13 protein-coding genes are annotated in these 16,779 nt (G+C 68.7%); 8 read left to right on the top strand and 5 right to left on the bottom strand.

Going from position 1 to position 16,779, the window contains the following annotated elements; all coding sequences use genetic code 11:
• Positions 1–76: 76 nt before the first annotated feature.
• A complete protein-coding gene (locus tag EV649_RS19520) occupies positions 77–1,921 on the bottom strand; it encodes a S8 family serine peptidase (protein ID WP_130384851.1) in 1,845 nt (614 codons plus the stop codon).
• A 254-nt stretch (positions 1,922–2,175) separates the two neighbouring features.
• On the opposite strand from EV649_RS19520, the gene EV649_RS19525 reads away from it, so the two are divergent.
• Together EV649_RS19525 and EV649_RS19530 are read left to right on the top strand one after the other, a co-directional pair.
• Positions 2,176–2,712: a hypothetical protein gene (locus tag EV649_RS19525; RefSeq protein WP_130384852.1), complete on the top strand. Its 537-nt coding sequence runs from the start codon at positions 2,176–2,178 to the stop codon at positions 2,710–2,712.
• A gap of 102 nt (positions 2,713–2,814) precedes the next feature.
• The gene (locus EV649_RS19530; RefSeq protein WP_130384853.1) at positions 2,815–5,964 is read left to right on the top strand and encodes a glycoside hydrolase family 3 N-terminal domain-containing protein; all 3,150 of its coding nucleotides are present in this window, start codon (positions 2,815–2,817) and stop codon (positions 5,962–5,964) included.
• Positions 5,965–6,048: 84 nt separating this feature from the next.
• Here the strand turns inward: EV649_RS19530 and EV649_RS19535 are convergent, their stop codons facing one another.
• From EV649_RS19535 to EV649_RS19545, 3 genes are all read right to left on the bottom strand, one after another.
• A complete protein-coding gene (locus tag EV649_RS19535) occupies positions 6,049–6,708 on the bottom strand; it encodes a hypothetical protein (protein WP_130384854.1) in 660 nt (219 codons plus the stop codon).
• A 66-nt stretch (positions 6,709–6,774) separates the two neighbouring features.
• Positions 6,775–7,692, bottom strand: a complete 918-nt coding sequence (locus tag EV649_RS19540) for an AraC family transcriptional regulator (protein WP_130384855.1) — start codon at positions 7,690–7,692, stop codon at positions 6,775–6,777.
• 4 nt (positions 7,693–7,696) lie between these two features.
• On the bottom strand, positions 7,697–8,296 hold the full coding sequence (locus EV649_RS19545) for an isochorismatase family protein (RefSeq protein ID WP_198682564.1): 600 nt from the start codon (positions 8,294–8,296) through the stop codon (positions 7,697–7,699).
• 191 nt (positions 8,297–8,487) lie between these two features.
• Between EV649_RS19545 and EV649_RS19550 the strand changes: the two genes are divergently transcribed.
• From EV649_RS19550 to EV649_RS19575, 6 genes are all read left to right on the top strand, one after another.
• Complete coding sequence (locus tag EV649_RS19550) at positions 8,488–9,720, top strand: aldose epimerase family protein (protein WP_130384856.1); 1,233 nt, start codon at positions 8,488–8,490, stop codon at positions 9,718–9,720.
• 154 nt (positions 9,721–9,874) lie between these two features.
• Entirely contained in the window at positions 9,875–11,611 is a 1,737-nt protein-coding gene (locus EV649_RS19555; protein ID WP_130384857.1) for a histidine kinase, read from the top strand.
• Positions 11,602–12,246, top strand: coding sequence for a response regulator transcription factor (locus EV649_RS19560; protein ID WP_130384858.1), 645 nt, complete (start codon positions 11,602–11,604; stop codon positions 12,244–12,246). The genes EV649_RS19555 and EV649_RS19560 overlap by 10 nt, the downstream gene beginning before the upstream one ends.
• 205 nt (positions 12,247–12,451) lie before the next feature.
• Positions 12,452–13,252 carry a CPBP family glutamic-type intramembrane protease gene (locus EV649_RS19565; protein WP_130384859.1) on the top strand — a complete coding sequence of 267 codons (801 nt, stop codon included), beginning with the start codon at positions 12,452–12,454 and terminating at the stop codon, positions 13,250–13,252.
• A complete protein-coding gene (locus EV649_RS19570) occupies positions 13,249–13,971 on the top strand; it encodes a hypothetical protein (protein WP_130384860.1) in 723 nt (240 codons plus the stop codon). The genes EV649_RS19565 and EV649_RS19570 overlap by 4 nt, the downstream gene beginning before the upstream one ends.
• Positions 13,972–14,025: 54 nt before the next feature.
• The gene (locus tag EV649_RS19575; protein WP_130384861.1) at positions 14,026–15,228 is read left to right on the top strand and encodes a cytochrome P450; all 1,203 of its coding nucleotides are present in this window, start codon (positions 14,026–14,028) and stop codon (positions 15,226–15,228) included.
• A gap of 21 nt (positions 15,229–15,249) precedes the next feature.
• On the opposite strand, the gene EV649_RS19580 is transcribed toward EV649_RS19575, so the two are convergent.
• A complete protein-coding gene (locus EV649_RS19580; RefSeq protein WP_130384862.1) occupies positions 15,250–16,638 on the bottom strand; it encodes a hypothetical protein in 1,389 nt (462 codons plus the stop codon).
• Positions 16,639–16,779: the final 141 nt, after the last annotated feature.

The following is a 16,779-nucleotide window of genomic DNA, read 5'->3' on the forward strand; positions in this document are numbered from 1 at the left end:
TTCCGGGGATGGCAGCATCGGTCCATGAATACGAGTACTGAATTTGCACTCAATCGGACCACTACAGCTTCTTAATTCATCTGGCGCTCAGGACTCCGGCTCCGGTGCCGGGGCCGGTGCGCGGGACAGCTCGGCCGGAGAGGATCGTGTTCAGGACGAGCGGCGAGACGCGGCCACCGAACTCCTGCCGGGTCAGGGCCGCCACGCCGGCAGCGGTCGGCGCGGAGGCCGACGTACCGAAGAAGCGGCAGCCGCCCTGGGTCGTGGTCGGGCAGGTTCCGGAGCCGAACCCGCCGACGCCACTGACCGATTCACCGTCGGCCGCGAGCCAGTTCGGCGCCGGGAAGTTCAGCGCACCCGCGCCGGAGATCCCGCGGCACGGACCGGGCCTGCCGCCGGGGCAGCGGGTCGTGCTGACGAGCTGCGTCGGACCCGCGGCGCTGAACGCCTCGAGCGGCGAGGTCGTCGGGTCGGTGGACACGCTCGAGTTCACGGCGCCCGAACTGGTGGCGAAGACGGTGTAGTTCGAGTCCGGGTTCATCGAGCCGGCCGCCTCGGGCGGGTCGATCGTCTGTACGCCGGCCGCCAGCGCCCGCCAGCGCAGATCCAGGATCGGAGCCTTGCGCGCGGTCGACGTACCTTCGACGTCGACGACGAGCTTCACAGGCTGCGCCGCGGTCGTCGTGTTGAAGTACTCGAACTGCTCGATGGTGTCGCCGACACCGTTCGCCTGGACGGCTGTGCTGGACGCGAGGCACTTCGTCCCCGTGCTGTCCATCAGGTACAGGTTGAGGTCGGTGAACCCGCCTTGACCCGCGGTCGGGTAGATCGCCCGCGGTTCGCTCCACTGCAGTGTCGGCAGGATCCCGGCGCCGGGCAGCAGATTGAGGTCGTACGTCGTGTCGCTGCCGCGCAACTGCACCACGTTGTCGGGCGACTTCGGGCAGCCCGTGTACGGCCCGGTCGCGCCGTCCGCGCCCTTGCCCGTTCCGGTCGCCGTCACCCGCGGTGCGTGCCGGTTGCCGAGGTTCCCGGCCGAGGAGCTGACCCAGATGCCGTGCTTGGCGAGCGCCTCGGCCGTTGCAGCGCCGAGGCCCTGCTGGAACGCGGGCTCGTCGTCGAGCGCGATGTCCTCGGCAATCATCGTGACGCCGGACTTCGCCAGCACGTGGAAGGCCTCGAAGTAGTCGGCATTGGTGTCCAGCGTGCTCGCGAACGCCAGCTTCGCGCCCGGCGCGAGGTCGTGGATGATCTCCATCATCGCGGTGCCCTCGTCGTTGCCGTACGCCGCTGACTGCAGCACCTGGGTGTCGGCCGGCAGCTCACCCGCGGCGATCGCATCCGCGACATGGTCGGCGTCACCGGAGATCACGCCGATCTTCTGACCGCGACCGGTCAAGCCCTTGGCCTGCGCCTTGTCCGCCTGATGCAGCTGGACGCCCTCGGCGGTGATCGGGCCGACGTCGACGGCCGGCCGTACAGATGGGCGCAGCGCCGACACCCAGCCGAGTGCCGCGACGGCGTCCAGCTTGTCGTACGGGACCGTGGCGGAGACCAAGCCGGTGCTGGGGAGCGCGGCGCCGGCGACGGCCGGGAAGTCCGCGGAGTTCTTGAGGACCGATGCGCCGAGTGCGGTGAGCTCGGCCTGCTGTTGCGCGGTGACCGGCGCGGCGGCGTACACCTGGATGCCGAGGCGGCTGCCTTCGACGCCCAGCGAGCGGGCCTGCACGCTCGCTTGCTTCTTCGCAGCCAGCGTCGCGGCGTCCCGCAGCATCGACGGGACCTTCGCGGCGGCATGGCCTTGCGCAGCCGGTGCTGCTGCCGGGTCCGGTGGTGACGCCGCGGTCGCCGGAGAGACCACGGCAACCACAGCCATCGGAACGATCAGCATGACGCTGCCCAGCACATATCGGAGCTTCATAGGTGTCCTCTCCCCCTACAGCACGGTCGCGACCCACAGTCATCTACCCACCAACCGACTGTCCAGTCCCCGCGTCGTAACGATGCGAAGGAGGTTTCATCATCGAGACCACGAAGTTCGACCACCTGTTCACCACCGCGGCACCGCGGATCGCGGCCGGCACGCACCAGCGCGACGAACTCCCCCGCGAGGGCGGGCGCTGGCCGCTCAGCGTCGTACTGCGGCCTGTACCGGAAAGTCGGCTCGCGCACACCTTGGACGCCATCACGCAGGAGGCCGCGGTGCTGGCCGGGCCTGGGCACTGGGAGACCGGGCAACTCGGCTCCGCCCACCTGACCGTCCGTGCGCTGGAGCCCCGCCGTGAGCACGTCCCCGCCGATGATCCGACCACCGCTCGATATCTCTCGGCCCTCGACCGCGCGACCGCCCGTGCCCAGTGGCCGATCGGGTTCCGGGTTACTGGCCTCACGCTCACCGCAGGCACGGTGATGGCCTGCGCCGAGCCGTTGGACTCGGCTGCCGACATCTTCAGCGACCACGTCACCCACGAGCTCGGGCCCGACGCCTGGTACGAGACCGAACGCCGCGACATCTGGTACCTCAATCTCCTCCACTTCACGGGGGACATCGCGGCACCTGACGCGCTGATCGAGTGGGTCAGCGACCACCGCACCACCCCGCTCGGCACCGTGCAGGCCCAGGCCCCGGAGCTCGTCCGGTCGGAGTACCGCCCGGGGCCGCGTCCGCACATGGGCCCGATCGCTGTTGCGGACACCGTGAGAGCGCTCTAGTTCCGGAACCGGTGAGCTCTTGACCCGGGTTCTGAGAGGGCTGAGAGTCGGCCCGAGCGCCCGTGCTCTGTGTCCCCTTCTGTGTCCCTGTGAGGAGTCGCCATGCTCTGGTGGTCTGGTTCTCGATCCGTGGCGGTTGTCGCGGCGGCTGCTCTGCTGGGCGGTCTGCTGGTGACGACGCCGGCGGCGGCGGCCGACGATCCGGCTCCGGTGACGTTGGCGGCGTTCGAGGGTGCGGAACCGTTCGCGGCGCCGCCGAACCCTGGGATCTTCACCTGGGGCAGCGACGCAGACGACCCGCCGACGCTCGAGCTGCAGACTCGGGCGGACGCACCGGCCGGCGAGAAGGTGCTGCACGGGACGTACAACATCAGCGGCTGGGGCGGGTTCAGCCACGACGTCACGTACGACGTGAACCCCGGCGACTGGTCGCCGTACAAGGGGATCCGGTTCTGGTGGTACGGGCAGAACACCGCCCCGCTTCCGCCCGGCTCCGGGAAGCGGATCTTCTTCGAGATCAAGGACGGCGGCGCGAACGCCGAGGCGTCCGAGCTGTGGAACACCAGCTTCACCGACGACTGGCAAGGCTGGCATCTGGTCGAGATCCCGTTCAGCGAGCTCGTGTACCGCGGCGACTACCAGCCCGTCGGCGGCATCGACCACATCCTGAACCTGACCCAGATGTGGGGCTACGCGTTCACGATGCCGGCCGGCGCACCGGGTGAGTTCGCGATCGATCAGGTCGAGGTCTTCGGCAAGGCCGACCCGGCGCTGAAGAACAGCGTCGTGACCGACGCCGACGTGTACCCGGTCAAGGAGGGTGGGACCGCGCAGGTGAAGGTCTCGGTCGCGACCACCGGCGGTACGCCGCTCGAAGAGCCGGTCACCGTCGACTACAAGACCGGAACCGGAACGGCCGGCGCCGACGACTACACGCCTGTTTCCGGAACGATCACGTTCCCGGCCGGAACGCTTTCCGGAACGTCGCAGAACGTTTCCGTGACCACCCGGAAAGACCGTTCCGCCGAGGTCGCGGAAACCGTTCCCCTCGAGCTCACGGTCACCGGCGCGAAGGCCCCGCAGACCCAGCCGGTCGTGGTGATCGACGCGCACGACCTGCCGTACCTGAACCGGAAACTCCCGATCAGGAACCGTGTTTCCGACCTGCTCGCCAGGATGACGACGGCGGAAAAGGTCGGGCAGATGACCCAGGCCGAGCGGAACGCGCTCCGGTCCCGCTCGGACATCGCGTCGTACGCCCTCGGCTCGCTGCTGTCCGGCGGCGGCTCCGTACCGACCCCGAACACCCCGGCCGCCTGGGCCGGGATGATCGACACGTTCCAGCTCAACGCGCAGGCGACCCGTCTGCAGATCCCGTTGATCTACGGCGTCGACGCGGTGCACGGGCACAACAACGTGATCGGCGCGACGATCCTGCCGCACAACATCGCGATCGGCGCCACCCGCGATCCGGACCTGGCCCGGCGGACCGGCGAGGTGACCGCAACCGAGGTCCGCGCGACCGGCATTCCGTGGGACTTCGCGCCGTGCGTGTGCGTGGTCCGCGACGACCGCTGGGGTCGCGCCTACGAGGGGTACGGCGAGGATCCGGCGCTCGTGCAGTCGATGGCGACCGTGATCACCGGCCTGCAGGGCAAGGCCGACGGCAGTCAGCTCGCGCGCAACAACCACGTCCTCGCCACCGCGAAGCACTTCGTCGGCGACGGCGGTACGACGTACGGCAGCTCGACGACCGGCTCGTACAAGATCGACCAAGGCATCACGCAGGTGACCCGGCAGCAACTGGAGACCATCCACCTCGCGCCGTTCCAGACCGCGGTCGACCTCGGCATCGGCACCGTGATGCCGTCGTACTCGAGCATGTCGGTCGACGACGCCGTGCCGGTCAAGATGCACGGCGACGGTGAGCTGATCAACGGCGTGCTGAAACAGCGGATGGGCTTCGACGGGTTCGTGATCAGCGACTGGCAGGCGATCGACCAGCTGCCGGGCGACTACGCGAGCGACATCCGTACGTCGATCAACGCCGGCCTGGACATGATCATGGTGCCGACGAACTACCAGGGCTTCACCCAGGGCCTGACCGAGGAGATCGGCGCCGGCCGGATCCCGATGACGCGGATCGACGACGCGGTCCGCCGGATCCTGACCGAGAAGTTCAAGCTCGGCCTGTTCGAGCACCCGTACGCCGACACGTCCAACGCCGCGTCCATCGGATCGGCCGCACACCGAGCCGTCGGTCGCGAGGCCGCGGCGAAATCCCAGGTGTTGCTGAAGAACGACGGCAATCTGTTGCCACTAGCATCGACTGCCAAGGTGTATGTCGCGGGCAGCAACGCGAACGATCTCGGCAACCAGATGGGCGGCTGGAGCATCAGCTGGCAAGGCGGATCCGGTGCGACGACCACGGGTACGACGATCCTCGACGGGATCAAGCAGGTGGTGCCGGACGCGACGTTCAGCGCGGACGCGTCGGCGCCGCTCGAGGGTCACGACGTCGGCGTGGTCGTGGTCGGCGAACGCCCGTACGCCGAGGGAATCGGGGATGTCGGCAACGGTCATGACCTGCTGCTCTCGGACGCCGACAAGGCCGCTGTGGACAAGGTCTGCGGCGCGATGAAGTGCGTCGTACTGATCGTGTCCGGTCGTCCGCAGGTGATCGCGGATCAGCTCGGCAAGATCAACGCACTGGTCGCGTCGTGGCTGCCGGGTACCGAGGGCGCCGGCGTCGCGGACGTGCTGTTCGGCAAGGTCCCGTTCAGCGGGCGGTTGCCGGTGAGCTGGCCGCGCGCCGAGGACCAGCAGCCGTTGAACGTCGGCGATGCGTCCTACAACCCGCAGTACCCGTTCGGTTGGGGCCTCACGACCCAAGCAGCAGCCCGTGCCGCGCTGACCGAGGCCCGCAACACCCTGCTGCACAAGAACGATCCGTACGCGGTGACGGCCGGGATCGCGGCCGGTGTCGCACTCCAGGTCCGCGACTGGTCGGGGCCGCAGGCAACCATCGCGTTGGCCGCGGCCGCGCAGTCCGCCAAGCTCCTGGAGCGCACCAAGGCGGATACCTTCGCCGAGGACGACGCGATCGTCGGCGTGGCGCGGTGGATCGCGCAGAACCACATCGGCCAGAACCTCGACGAGCCGGCGTCGAAGCTCATCTCCGACGCCGACCACGCCCTTCTCAGCGGGCAACTTGGCACCGCGGTCACGAAGCTGACTGCGGCAACCAGGTAGTACAGGTGACGGCCGGAGCGGTGACCCCTCATCCGCCCCGGCCGTCACGTCCGCGCCCCAGCAGATCCCCCCGCTGGGCTCCTACTAGCGGCTGATCTTGGCGGCCGCCTGACGCGCGAGCTTGTCGAAGTTCGGCGCGGGCATGCCCTGTCCCATCTCACTGAACGCCAGCACCGAGACGTTGCGGCCCTTCAGCGTGACGGCGTACGGGAAGCCGCCCGCCTCGCTGCCCGGGTCGTTCGGCTTCGGGTAGTCGTACCAGCGGATCACCTGCGTGAGGTCGCCCGAGGCGCCCTTAACCACGCGGTTCTCGGTGATCTTCCGCGCGTGCGTCGGCGCCGGCTTGCTGTACGTGCAGCCCTTCAGCGTCGCGATGATCGAGTTGTACGCCGCCCGCGCGGTCGCCGCGTTCGCGTACTGGCTGACGTACTGCGCGCCGTACGCGTCCATCTCGTCGGTGAACCCGCGAGCCATCCGGGCCGAGACCCGCTTGCCTTCGGTCGACGCCGGGCCGCAGTAGGTCTTCGGCAGAATTCCCCTGTCAACCTGCCGAATCCAGTCCCGTCGCGCGTCGGCCTTCTTCACCTCGCCGACGGTCAGCATCGACGACCGGCTCAGCGCGGTGGCCGACGTCGTACCGGCGTCCGCTCCCTGCGTCGCCAGGGCTGTGAGCCCCACGGCCAGCACTCCTGTCGCCACACCGGTCGCAACCACACCTCGGCGCATGCCCCCAGCAAACCTCATGTTCCGTCCCCTCGTCGGTTGGTTGTACGAGTAGACGTGCGACCCCTGGGAAAAGTTGTTTCTGGTCTAGACAGTGGTTCGGCCGCGGAGGCGGCGGAGCATGCGGGCGTCCTCGAAGCCGACGGTGCGGGCGGCGGACTCGACGGTGGTGCCGTGGCCGATGAGGTGTTCGGCTCGTTCCAGGCGGAGGAGCTGCTGGTATCGGAGCGGAGTGAGGCCGGTGGCGGCGGTGAAGATGCGGGTTAGCGTGCGTTCGCTGACGCCGATCTGTCCGGCCAGGTCGGTCAGCGGCAGCCGGTCGGCGTACCGGGCGTCGATGACGTCCTGGACGCGGTGCGCGAGGTCGTTGAGGTGATCCCGGTGGCGGAGCATCGCGGATTCCTGCAGTTCGTCGCCGTTGCGGCGGGCGTAGACGACCATCTCGCGTGCGACCCGGGCCGCTGCCTCGGCGCCACGGCCGACCGCAACCAGGTGCAGCGCGAGGTCGATGCCGCTCGCGATCCCAGCGGAGGTGATCACGCGATCGTCCTCGACGTACAGCACGTCCCGGACGATGATCGCCCGCGGGTAGCGTGCGGCCAACTCGTCGGTCAGGTCGTGGTGGGTCGTGAAACGCCGCCCGTCGAGCAGGCCCGCCCACCCGAGGGCGTCAGCCCCCGAGCAGACACTCGCAACCAACCCACCATTCGCATGGTGCGCACGCAATCGCTCCCGGAACTCCGGCCCGATCGGCGGCTCCGGCGACAACCGCGGCGACCGCCATCCCGGTACGACGATCAGGTCCCCCGCATCGAGCTCCGGCCACTCCAGCTGGGCCCGCAACGGCACGCCCTGAGCGGTCGCGATCTCCTCGGACTCGGCGACGTACGAGACCTCGTACCCGTACCCGAAGTCGTTCGCCGTCGTGAACACCTGCGCCGGCCCGGCCAGATCCAGCAAGTGAAGCCTCGGCACCAGTACGAAGACCACGCGAGTAGGTCGCATCCGGTCAGGATGGCACGGGTACGCCGGTGAGCTCGTCGAGCGTCCGGATGGTGGCGAAGCGGCCGGCCAGCGCGTACTCCGTGCGTTCGACGACCTGCTCCGCGGTCAGGGTCCGCTGGTCGGCGAGGATCTCCTCGACAGTCGCCTCGTCGCGGATCGACCAGTGCGCCAACGCCATCGTCGCGGTCGCCTCGGTGACGAACACGACGTCGTACCCGAGGTCGGACGCGACGCGTGCGGTGGTCTCGCAGCACTGCTCGGTACGGATGCCGGAGACAACGATCTCGCCAACACCGTGCTGGGTCAGCAACTGCTGCAGATTCGTTGTGGTGAAGGCGTTGTGCGACGTCTTGGTGAGGATCGGCTCCCCCGGCAGCGGTTCGAGGCCGTCGATCAGCTGGACGTGGCCGTTGGCCGGGTCGAACGCGCCACCGGTCCCCGGCTCGGTGTGCAACACCCAGACGACGAGGTCGCCCTTGTCGCGGGCCGCGCGCACCAGGCGGTCCACCCGCTCGGCGATGTCGGGGTGGTTCACCAGCTGCCAGTTCGGGCGGACCCGGAACGATTCCTGGACGTCGATCACGATCAGTGCGGTTCGGCTCATGACCTCATCCTCGCGTGCGAACGGCGTACCGCTGAAGGCTCGATCGGGCCCCGGACCGGACTGATCTGGTCACGAGCATGATCAACCCGGAGAGATCGGACGAATTCACACCGTTCCGAACTGTTCCAAACACTCCTCCACCGTGCTTATCGTGCCCAGGTCTGGTTTCTACAACGATTGAGGGGATTGCGATGCCCGATCACCTGCCCCGCCGCCAGGTCCTCAGGACCGCCGGCGCCCTGGGCCTCGGTGCCGCCGCCGCGGGCGCGCTCAGCACCACCGCTGACGCCGGTACCCAGGCCAGTTCGCCCGCTGGTACGCCGGATAAGTTGAAGACCATGGGCGCACACCACGGCAAGCTCGAGATCCGCAAGGACCCGTTCGGCACCACGCCGGACGGTCAGAAGGTGGACGTCTACACGTTCACCAACGGCCGGGTGACGATCTCGATGCTCACCTGGGGCGCGACCATCCAGCGGGTCGAGACGCCGGACCGCCGCGGCAGGACCACCAACATCAGCCTCGGCTTCGACAACCTGCCGGACTACGCCACGCTCAGCCCGTACTTCGGCGCCACCATCGGGCGGTACGGCAACCGGATCGCCAAGGGCAAGTTCACCCTGGACGGGACGACGTACCAGATCCCGGTCAACAACGGCGAGAACGCGCTGCACGGGGGCACGCTCGGCTTCGACAAGAAGGTGTGGAAGGCCAAGGTCGTCCAGACCGACAAGGCCGTCGGCGTCGCGTTCACCTACGTCAGCCCGGACGGCGAGATGGGCTTCCCTGGTGAGCTCACCAGCACCGTCACGTACACGCTGGACAAGCGCGACGACCTGAGGATCGACTACGACGCGACCGTGGCCGGCAAGCCGACGATCGTGAACCTGACCAACCACGTGTACTTCAACCTGCTCGGCGAGGGCAACGGCACCATCTACGACCACGTCCTGGAGCTGAACGCACCGAAGTACACGCCGGTCGACGCCACGCTGATCCCGACCGGCGAGATCGCTCCGGTCGCCGGTACGCCGTTCGACTTCAGCCGGCCGACCGCGATCGGCAAGCGGCTCCGCGGCGATCACCAGCAGCTGATCTTCGGCCGCGGGTACGACCACAACTTCGTGATCGGAGGGGAACCCGACAGCAACGGGCTGCGGCTCGCGGGGCGCTTCTGGGAGCCGGAGCACGGCCGCACGATCGAGGTACTCACCGACCAGCCGGGCGTCCAGTTCTACAGCGGCAACTTCCTCGACGGCACGTTCCTCGGCATCGGCAACAAGGCCTACCGCCAAGGTGACGCCTTCGCGTTCGAGACCCAGCACTTCCCCGACTCCCCGAACCACTCCAACTTCCCGTCGACGGTCCTCCGCCCCGGCGAGACCTACAAGTCCACCACCATCTACTCCTTCGGCACCAAGTAGCCCGAAGGACAGGAGGTAGTCGGCCCGCACCGGGTCGGCCGAGCGTGCGCACGGCGAGGTGGTCCCGTTCCGGCGGGACCACCTCCTGTCGTTCCGGGCCCTTGCCTGGCCTTTGCAACGGGCGCACGCTGGGCAGGGGTGGGGGTGACAGGTGGTGGCACCGGCGATCGCGCGCGCCCGCGGCCCCGGGCCGTGGGCCCTGTGGGCGACTGTCGTCGTGGGTCTCGGCACGCTGCTCGTCTCGATCGCGCTCGCGATGGCAGGCGACGAACTGGTCCGGCCCGGCCTGCAGGCGTTCCTGTTCAACTGGATCACCATCCCGTACCTGATCAGTGGAACGCTCGCGTGGTGGCGTCGGCCGGAGAGCCGCCTCGGTCCGCTGATGATCGCCACCGCGTTCGTGATGGCCCTGACCGCTCTGCAGTGGTCCTCGCTGCCCGCGTTGCACTCGCTGGGCAACCTCCTCGACATGGTGCCGTCCGCCATGTTCCTGCACGTCTTCCTGGCCTATCCGACCGGACAGCTGGCGACCCGACCGCGCCAGGTGGTCGTCATCGCCGGCTACGTGAACGTCGTGGTTCTCCAACTGGCGAAGATCCTGCTCGGCAGCAATCCGGACAGCCTGCTCGCAATCACCGCCCAACCGGCGCTCGCGAGCCGCATCGAGCAGTTCCAACTGGTCGCGATGAGCGCACTGCTGCTGATCGGCACCGCCCTGCTTCTGGTACGCCGACCAAGCCCGGGCCTCGCGCGGAGACGCCCGGTGACGCTCCTGGTGGACACCTTCGGACTCGCATTGGTGATGCTCGCGCTCCTGTACGTCGCAGGTCTACGCGGCTGGCCACAAATCGAAACCGTCCGGCACATCACGTTCGCTGCCCTCGGCCTCGCGCCGGCCGCCTTCCTGCTGGGCCTGTTGGACGCCCGGCTGGCCCGCACCGACGTCGGCGCTCTGTTGATGGAGCTGCGCGCGCACCCGACCAGCGATCTGCGGGAGCCCCTGGCGCGTGCCCTGCACGACCCGTCCCTCACCCTTGCCTATTGGCTGCCGCAGTACGGCACCTGGGCCGATCCGGACGGTCAGGCCGTCACCCTGCGGGGCGCCGACGAGGGACGTGCGACCCGGGTCATCCACCGCGACCACGAGCCGATCATCGCCCTGGAATTCGACCGATCGCTCGAGGACGAACGCGAACTGCTCGACGCCGTCGCGGCGGCGGCCGGAATCGCCTTGGAGAACAACCGGCTGCAGGTCGAGCTCCGTGCCCGTCTGCAGGAGCTGCAAGGTTCACGGTCCCGGGTCATCGACGCCGAACAGAAGGAACGGCAGCGGCTCGAACGGAACCTGCACGACGGCGCCCAGCAGCGCCTGGTGGCCTTGGCACTCGAACTCGGACTGCTCGCCAACAGCTCCACGGACAGCAGCGAAACCGCGGCACGGCTGCTGCAGGCCAAGCGCGAGGTCGCCGTCTCCCTCGACGAGTTGCGGGATGTGGCGCGCGGCATCCATCCCGCGGTGCTCACCGGCCACGGCCTGGCGGTCGCGCTGGAGTCCCTCGCTGCACAAGCCGCCGTACCGGTCGAGCTGGACGTCGCGATCGACGGTCGGCTGCCCGAACGCGTCGAGGTCGCCGCGTACTACGTGGTCAGCGAGAGCCTGACGAACATCGGTAAGCACGCGGAGGCAACCACGGCGTCGATCCGCGTCACCCGGTCGGCGGACGCGATCGTCGTCGCGGTCATCGACAACGGAATCGGCGGCGCGGACACCGAGGGTGGCACCGGGTTACGCGGTCTCGCCGACCGGGTCGAGGCCGTCGGCGGTCAGCTGCGGATCTGGAGTCCGGCAGGCCACGGGACCCGGCTGGAAGCGGAGTTCCCATGCGAGTAGCGATCGCCGAGGACAGCGTGCTGCTGCGCGAGGGACTCACCCGGATCCTCGAGAGCGCCGGCCTGGACGTGGCCGCGGCGTACGACAACGCCGACGACCTGCTGCGGTACGTTCGCAGCTTCCCGCCGCAGGTCGCGATCCTCGACATCAGGCTGCCTCCGACCCACAACGACGAGGGCATGCGGGCCGCCCTACGGATCCGCGAGCAGCATCCGGGCGTCGGCGTACTGGTGCTGTCGCAGTACCTCGAACTCGGCCTGGCGATGCAACTGCTGTCGGAGTCCGCCGAAGGGGTCGGCTATCTACTGAAGGACCGGATCAGCGACGTGGACGACTTCGTCGGCGCGGTACGGCGAGTGGCCGGTGGCGGCTCGGCCGTGGATCCGAAGATCGTCTCCACCTTGCTGAAACGCCGGCGTGGTGACGATCCGCTCGCGGTGCTGACTCCCCGCGAGCGGGAAGCGCTCGAACTGATGGCGACCGGCGCCTCCAACCAGGGCATCGCCGATTCGCTGACGATCACGCTGCGGGCCGCGGAGAAGTACGTCTCGGGCATCTTCACCAAGCTCGGCATCCCGTCCACCCGCAGCGAGTCCCGCCGGGTCCTGGCCGTGCTGCTCTACCTGCGCGCCTGACGCTGCGCCGCACACCAGAAACCCGAACCTCTCCTCCACCGGTCGCCCGGTCTGCCGAACGCGCCCGGAAACGCGAGTCTCGACGTAGACCCCGTCCCTGGAGGAACCAGTGCACAAATCCCGCGTGATGCAGAACGAACCCGACCCGCCGCGGCCGGACCGTGCACCAAGTCCCCAGCCACCCGCGATTCCCAGGAGATCCGTCATGACCTTCATCCGCAATCATCCCGTCGTCACTTTCTTCGTCCTGGCCTATGCGCTGGCATGGGCAGGCGTCCCGTTCGGGAGCTTCTACGCTCCCGGCGCCCTGGTCGCCGCACTCGTCGTTGTCTACCTGACCGAAGGCTTCGCCGGCCTGCGAGCCATGGGCTCCCGGTTGATCCGGTGGCGGGTCCGCTGGATCTGGTACGTCGTCGCGATCGCCGTACCGCTGGCCGTGCACCTCGTGACGATGTCGCTCAACCAGGCTCTCGGCGCACCGGCTCCGAACACCGGGCAGTTCACGCCCTGGTACGGCCTCGCAGTCGTCGTCGGCATGATCATGATCGACCCGACCGGAGGTCCGTTCAACGAAGAGCCGAGCTTCCGCGGCTTTGCGCAGCCCAAGCTCCAGGCGCGCCGTACTCCGCTCGTCTCGACCGCGATCCTGGCCGTGGCGATCACCGGCTGGCACCTGCCGCTGTTCTTCATCTCGTCGTTCGGCCTCCAGCCCTTCGAAGCGCTGACCACGGTCGGCGTCACCTTCTGGTACGCGTGGCTGTTCAACCACGCCGCCGGCAGCGCACTCATCACCCTCATCGCGCATGCCACCGAAGGCAGCATCAACACCAGCGACCTCTGGCCCGCCGGTTCGGACCTGACCCGAGAGACCTGGCTGTACGTCGCGGTGTGGTGGGCAGTCGCCATCGGCTTGCTGATCGCCAACCGCCGCTTCTGGACCAGTCCCGCACCAGCCGAAGCCACCGACCCACGCCAAACCGTCAACGCCAAGGAGCCAGTCTCATGACCACCACTTCGATTCCCCCTCGTACCCCTCCCGTCGATCGCACCTGGAGCGGCTGGCGCACCGTGCTGGTCGTCCTGGGAGCCTTGCTGGCCCTGTTCGGCGTCACCCTGTTCGCTGTCGGCGGCGTCGGTCTGTGGGCGCAGAATCAACGCGACGGCGACGGATACTTCACCGCCGGACCAGAGCGGGTCAGCACCAGCACCTACGCGCTGTCGGCGCCGGGGCTCGACATCGGCGGCGTCGGGCCGGATGCCTTCTACACCGACGATTTCCTCGGCAAGGCCCGGATCGGCATCGAGTCGACGACGCCCGGTACGCCGGTCTTCATCGGCATCGGCCCGGCCGCCGACGTCGCGGCGTACCTCAAGGGAGTCAGCCACGACGAGGTCGCGGACTTCGACGTCGATCCCTTCCACATGACGACCACTGCCCGGCCCGGCGACAAGCCAGCCGCCCTGCCCGCCAACCAGTCGTTCTGGGTCGCCTCGGCCACCGGCACCGGTCCCCAGACGCTCGACTGGACCGCCCGCAGTGGCGACTGGTCGGTCGTGATCATGAACGCCGACGGGTCACCGAAGGTCGACGCCGAACTGAGCGTCGGCGGCACCCTGCCCGCCGTCGAGGGCATCACGATCGGCGCGCTGATCGGCGCCGTCCTCCTGCTGCTGATCGGGTCCGCCGTCGTCATCTCGACGATCACCACCCGCCGCACCACCTAGCACCGACGCGCGGGATCCGTAGGGCAATGTTCCTAACCTGCCTAGAGTTGGGGCATGAGCGAACCGGTTCTGCAGATTCCGTTCGACGATGCGTTTCGGTTCGATCCGTCGCCGACGTTCGCCGAGCTGAGGGAGAACCGGCCGGTGGCGCGGGTGCGGACGCTGGCGGGAGCCGAGGTCTGGCTGGTGACGCGGTACGACGACGTGAAACTGGTGCTCGCCGATCCGCGGTTCTCGCGCGCCGCCGTGGTGAAGCAAGGAGCACCACGCGTCGCGCTGGCCAAACCGATGCCGAACAGCCTGACCACCACCGACCCGCCGGAGCACAGTCGGCTCCGGCGGTTGGTGGTGCCAACGTTCGCGCACCGGAAGATCGAGCAGACCCGGCCGTGGGTCGCGGAGCTGTCCGCGCAGCTCGCCAAGGACGTCGCGCAGGCGGGCGACGGCGCCGACATCAGGCAACTGGTCGCGCTGCCGTTGCCGATCCAGGTGATCTGTCAGCTGCTCGGCGTACCGTACGCGGACCGCGCGCAGTTCCGGGAGTGGACCGAGCTCGGGTACAGCATGAAGATGGCCGAGAAGGACCTCGTCGAGGACGCGATGACCAACCTCACGGCGTACATCGAGGATCTGGTCACGAAGAAGCTCGCGAACACCTCGGGTCCCGCGGAGGATCTCCTGGACGAGCTGGTGCGCGCTCGCGAGGAAGGCGACCGGCTGAGTCAGGAGGAGCTGATCGCGTTCGGCGTGAACCTGTTGGTCGCCGGCCACGAGACGTCCGCCAACCAGATCTCGAGCTGCGTCGCCACACTGCTGCGCTGGCCGGAGAACTGGGCGCGGCTGGTCGAGGAGCCCGAGCTGATCCCGTCGGCGATCGAGGAGCTGCTGCGGTTCAACAGGTTCAGCGAGGTCGGCCAGCTCCGCGTCGCGATCGAGGACGTCGAGCTGCACGGCGTACAGATCAAGGCCGGTGAAGGGGTGATGGCCGCGCTCAACTCGGCGAACCGGGACCCGCGGGCGTACGACGCTCCGGACGAGCTGCGGCTGGACCGCCGCGACAACAAGCACATGTCCTTCGGCTTCGGACCGCACTTCTGCCTCGGCGCACAACTGGCGCGGATCGAGCTGCAGGAGTCGCTGGCGGCCCTCGTCCGACGCTTCCCGCGGATGAGTCTCGCGAAGCCGGCCGAAGAGCTCGAGTGGCGTCGCGTACTGGTCAGCGGTCTCGCAGAACTGCCGGTGAACCTCAACGTCTGAGGTCCACCGGCAGTTGGTGCGTCAGTTCTGCGAACTGAACACAAGGCCGTGCTCGGCCTCGTACTGCTCGATGAAGCGCTTCGCCATCGGCTCGCTGCAGCTCACCGCACGCGCCAGGTTCACCGCGGTGCGCTCGTGACCCTCCGGCCAGTCAGCGAGCATGTTCCAGGCGCGCATGCGCTTCTTCTCCAGGTCGGTGGGCTCCGACTGGTCCGGCTCCGGCTCCGATTTCGCGACGACGACCGGCGCCGGGTCGGGCAGGACGGGCTCCACCTTCGGGGTGGTGATCAGCGCCGGCGGCTGCGGATCGGCCGGGCCCGCGAACGGTGACGGTGGCTTCGGCTTCTCCACCAGCGGTTCCGCCTTCGGCTGCGGGGCGAACGGCTTGAGGCTGCTCGCCGTACCGCTGACGACGTGCTGCGGCTCGCTCTCGTCCTCGACGACTACGGCCTCGGAGATGCCGCTGTCGGTGGGCTCCGGCTGGTCGACGATCGCCATCAACTCGCCGGTCCAGGCGTCGTCGTCACGCAGTCCGACCCCGGTGCCGTCCGCACGCCGTGGCTGCCCGCCCTCGAGCACCCACACGGCGGCGGGTACGGCGGGACGGTCCTCGGACTGCTCCGGCGGCGGTGAGATCGCCTTGGTCAGCTTGTTGGTGATGACCTCGTAGTTGATCCGCTCCTCGAGCATCCCGGCCAGCCGGTCCGGGTCGTACGTCGTCTCGGCGATCTTCGCCAGCCGCTCGTCCTGGTGCTCGGAACGGATGTACTCCGCGACGGTGCCGGCGATCGCGTCCCGGCGGCTCTTGTTCCGGATCTGGTGCTGGGCCGCGCGGAGGCTCTCGTACAGGCCGTAGCCGTGCTCGATCGCCAGCGACCGCGCCAGCCAGGTGACCCGTGGCTCACGGGCCCACTGGACGATGCCGTACACCGGGCCGGTCTCGCGCATCTGGCCCGCACGACGGAGCGCGTCGCGGCGACGGGCCGAGCTGTGGATCAGCCAGAGCACGTACGCGAACGCGGACAGACCGCCGAAGCCGAAGGCGAGGAACCGCTCCTCCGGCCGCCAGTGGCCGACCACGTTGAAGACGACCGCGACGAGTGCCGCGAAGAACGACATCGCGCGGTACGCGTAGGCCTGCTCGCCCTTGCGGCGGCGCAGGTCGGCGAGCGCCGCCGTAGCGACACCACCGAGCTCCAGCACCGCGACCGCGGGAGTGACGAGGACAATCTTGAGCAGCTGCGAGAAGCCGTTGTCCGGCCAGGGGATATGGGTCACGCCGGCCCAGACCTGGCCGACCAGAGCCGCGGCAGCCGCGGTCGCGTAGAAAGCGTAGGCGACTTTGTCCGCACCGGTGAGGGGTACGTTGGCCAGTTCGCCAGTACTGGTTGTGCTGGTGTTCTCCTGCAAGACGTGCTCTCCTGACCGGTTTGGGCTCTCCGGCAGTTCGTCGGGTGGGTGGTACGGCGGCCCCCAATACAGCGCGCTGCAAGAGGCTACCGGTTTCCGGCCCCGAAAGGGGAGGCGAATCCGGAAACGTCTCGAACCTCC

The organism is Kribbella sp. VKM Ac-2569 (assembly GCF_004216905.1).
Classification (GTDB): domain Bacteria; phylum Actinomycetota; class Actinomycetes; order Propionibacteriales; family Kribbellaceae; genus Kribbella.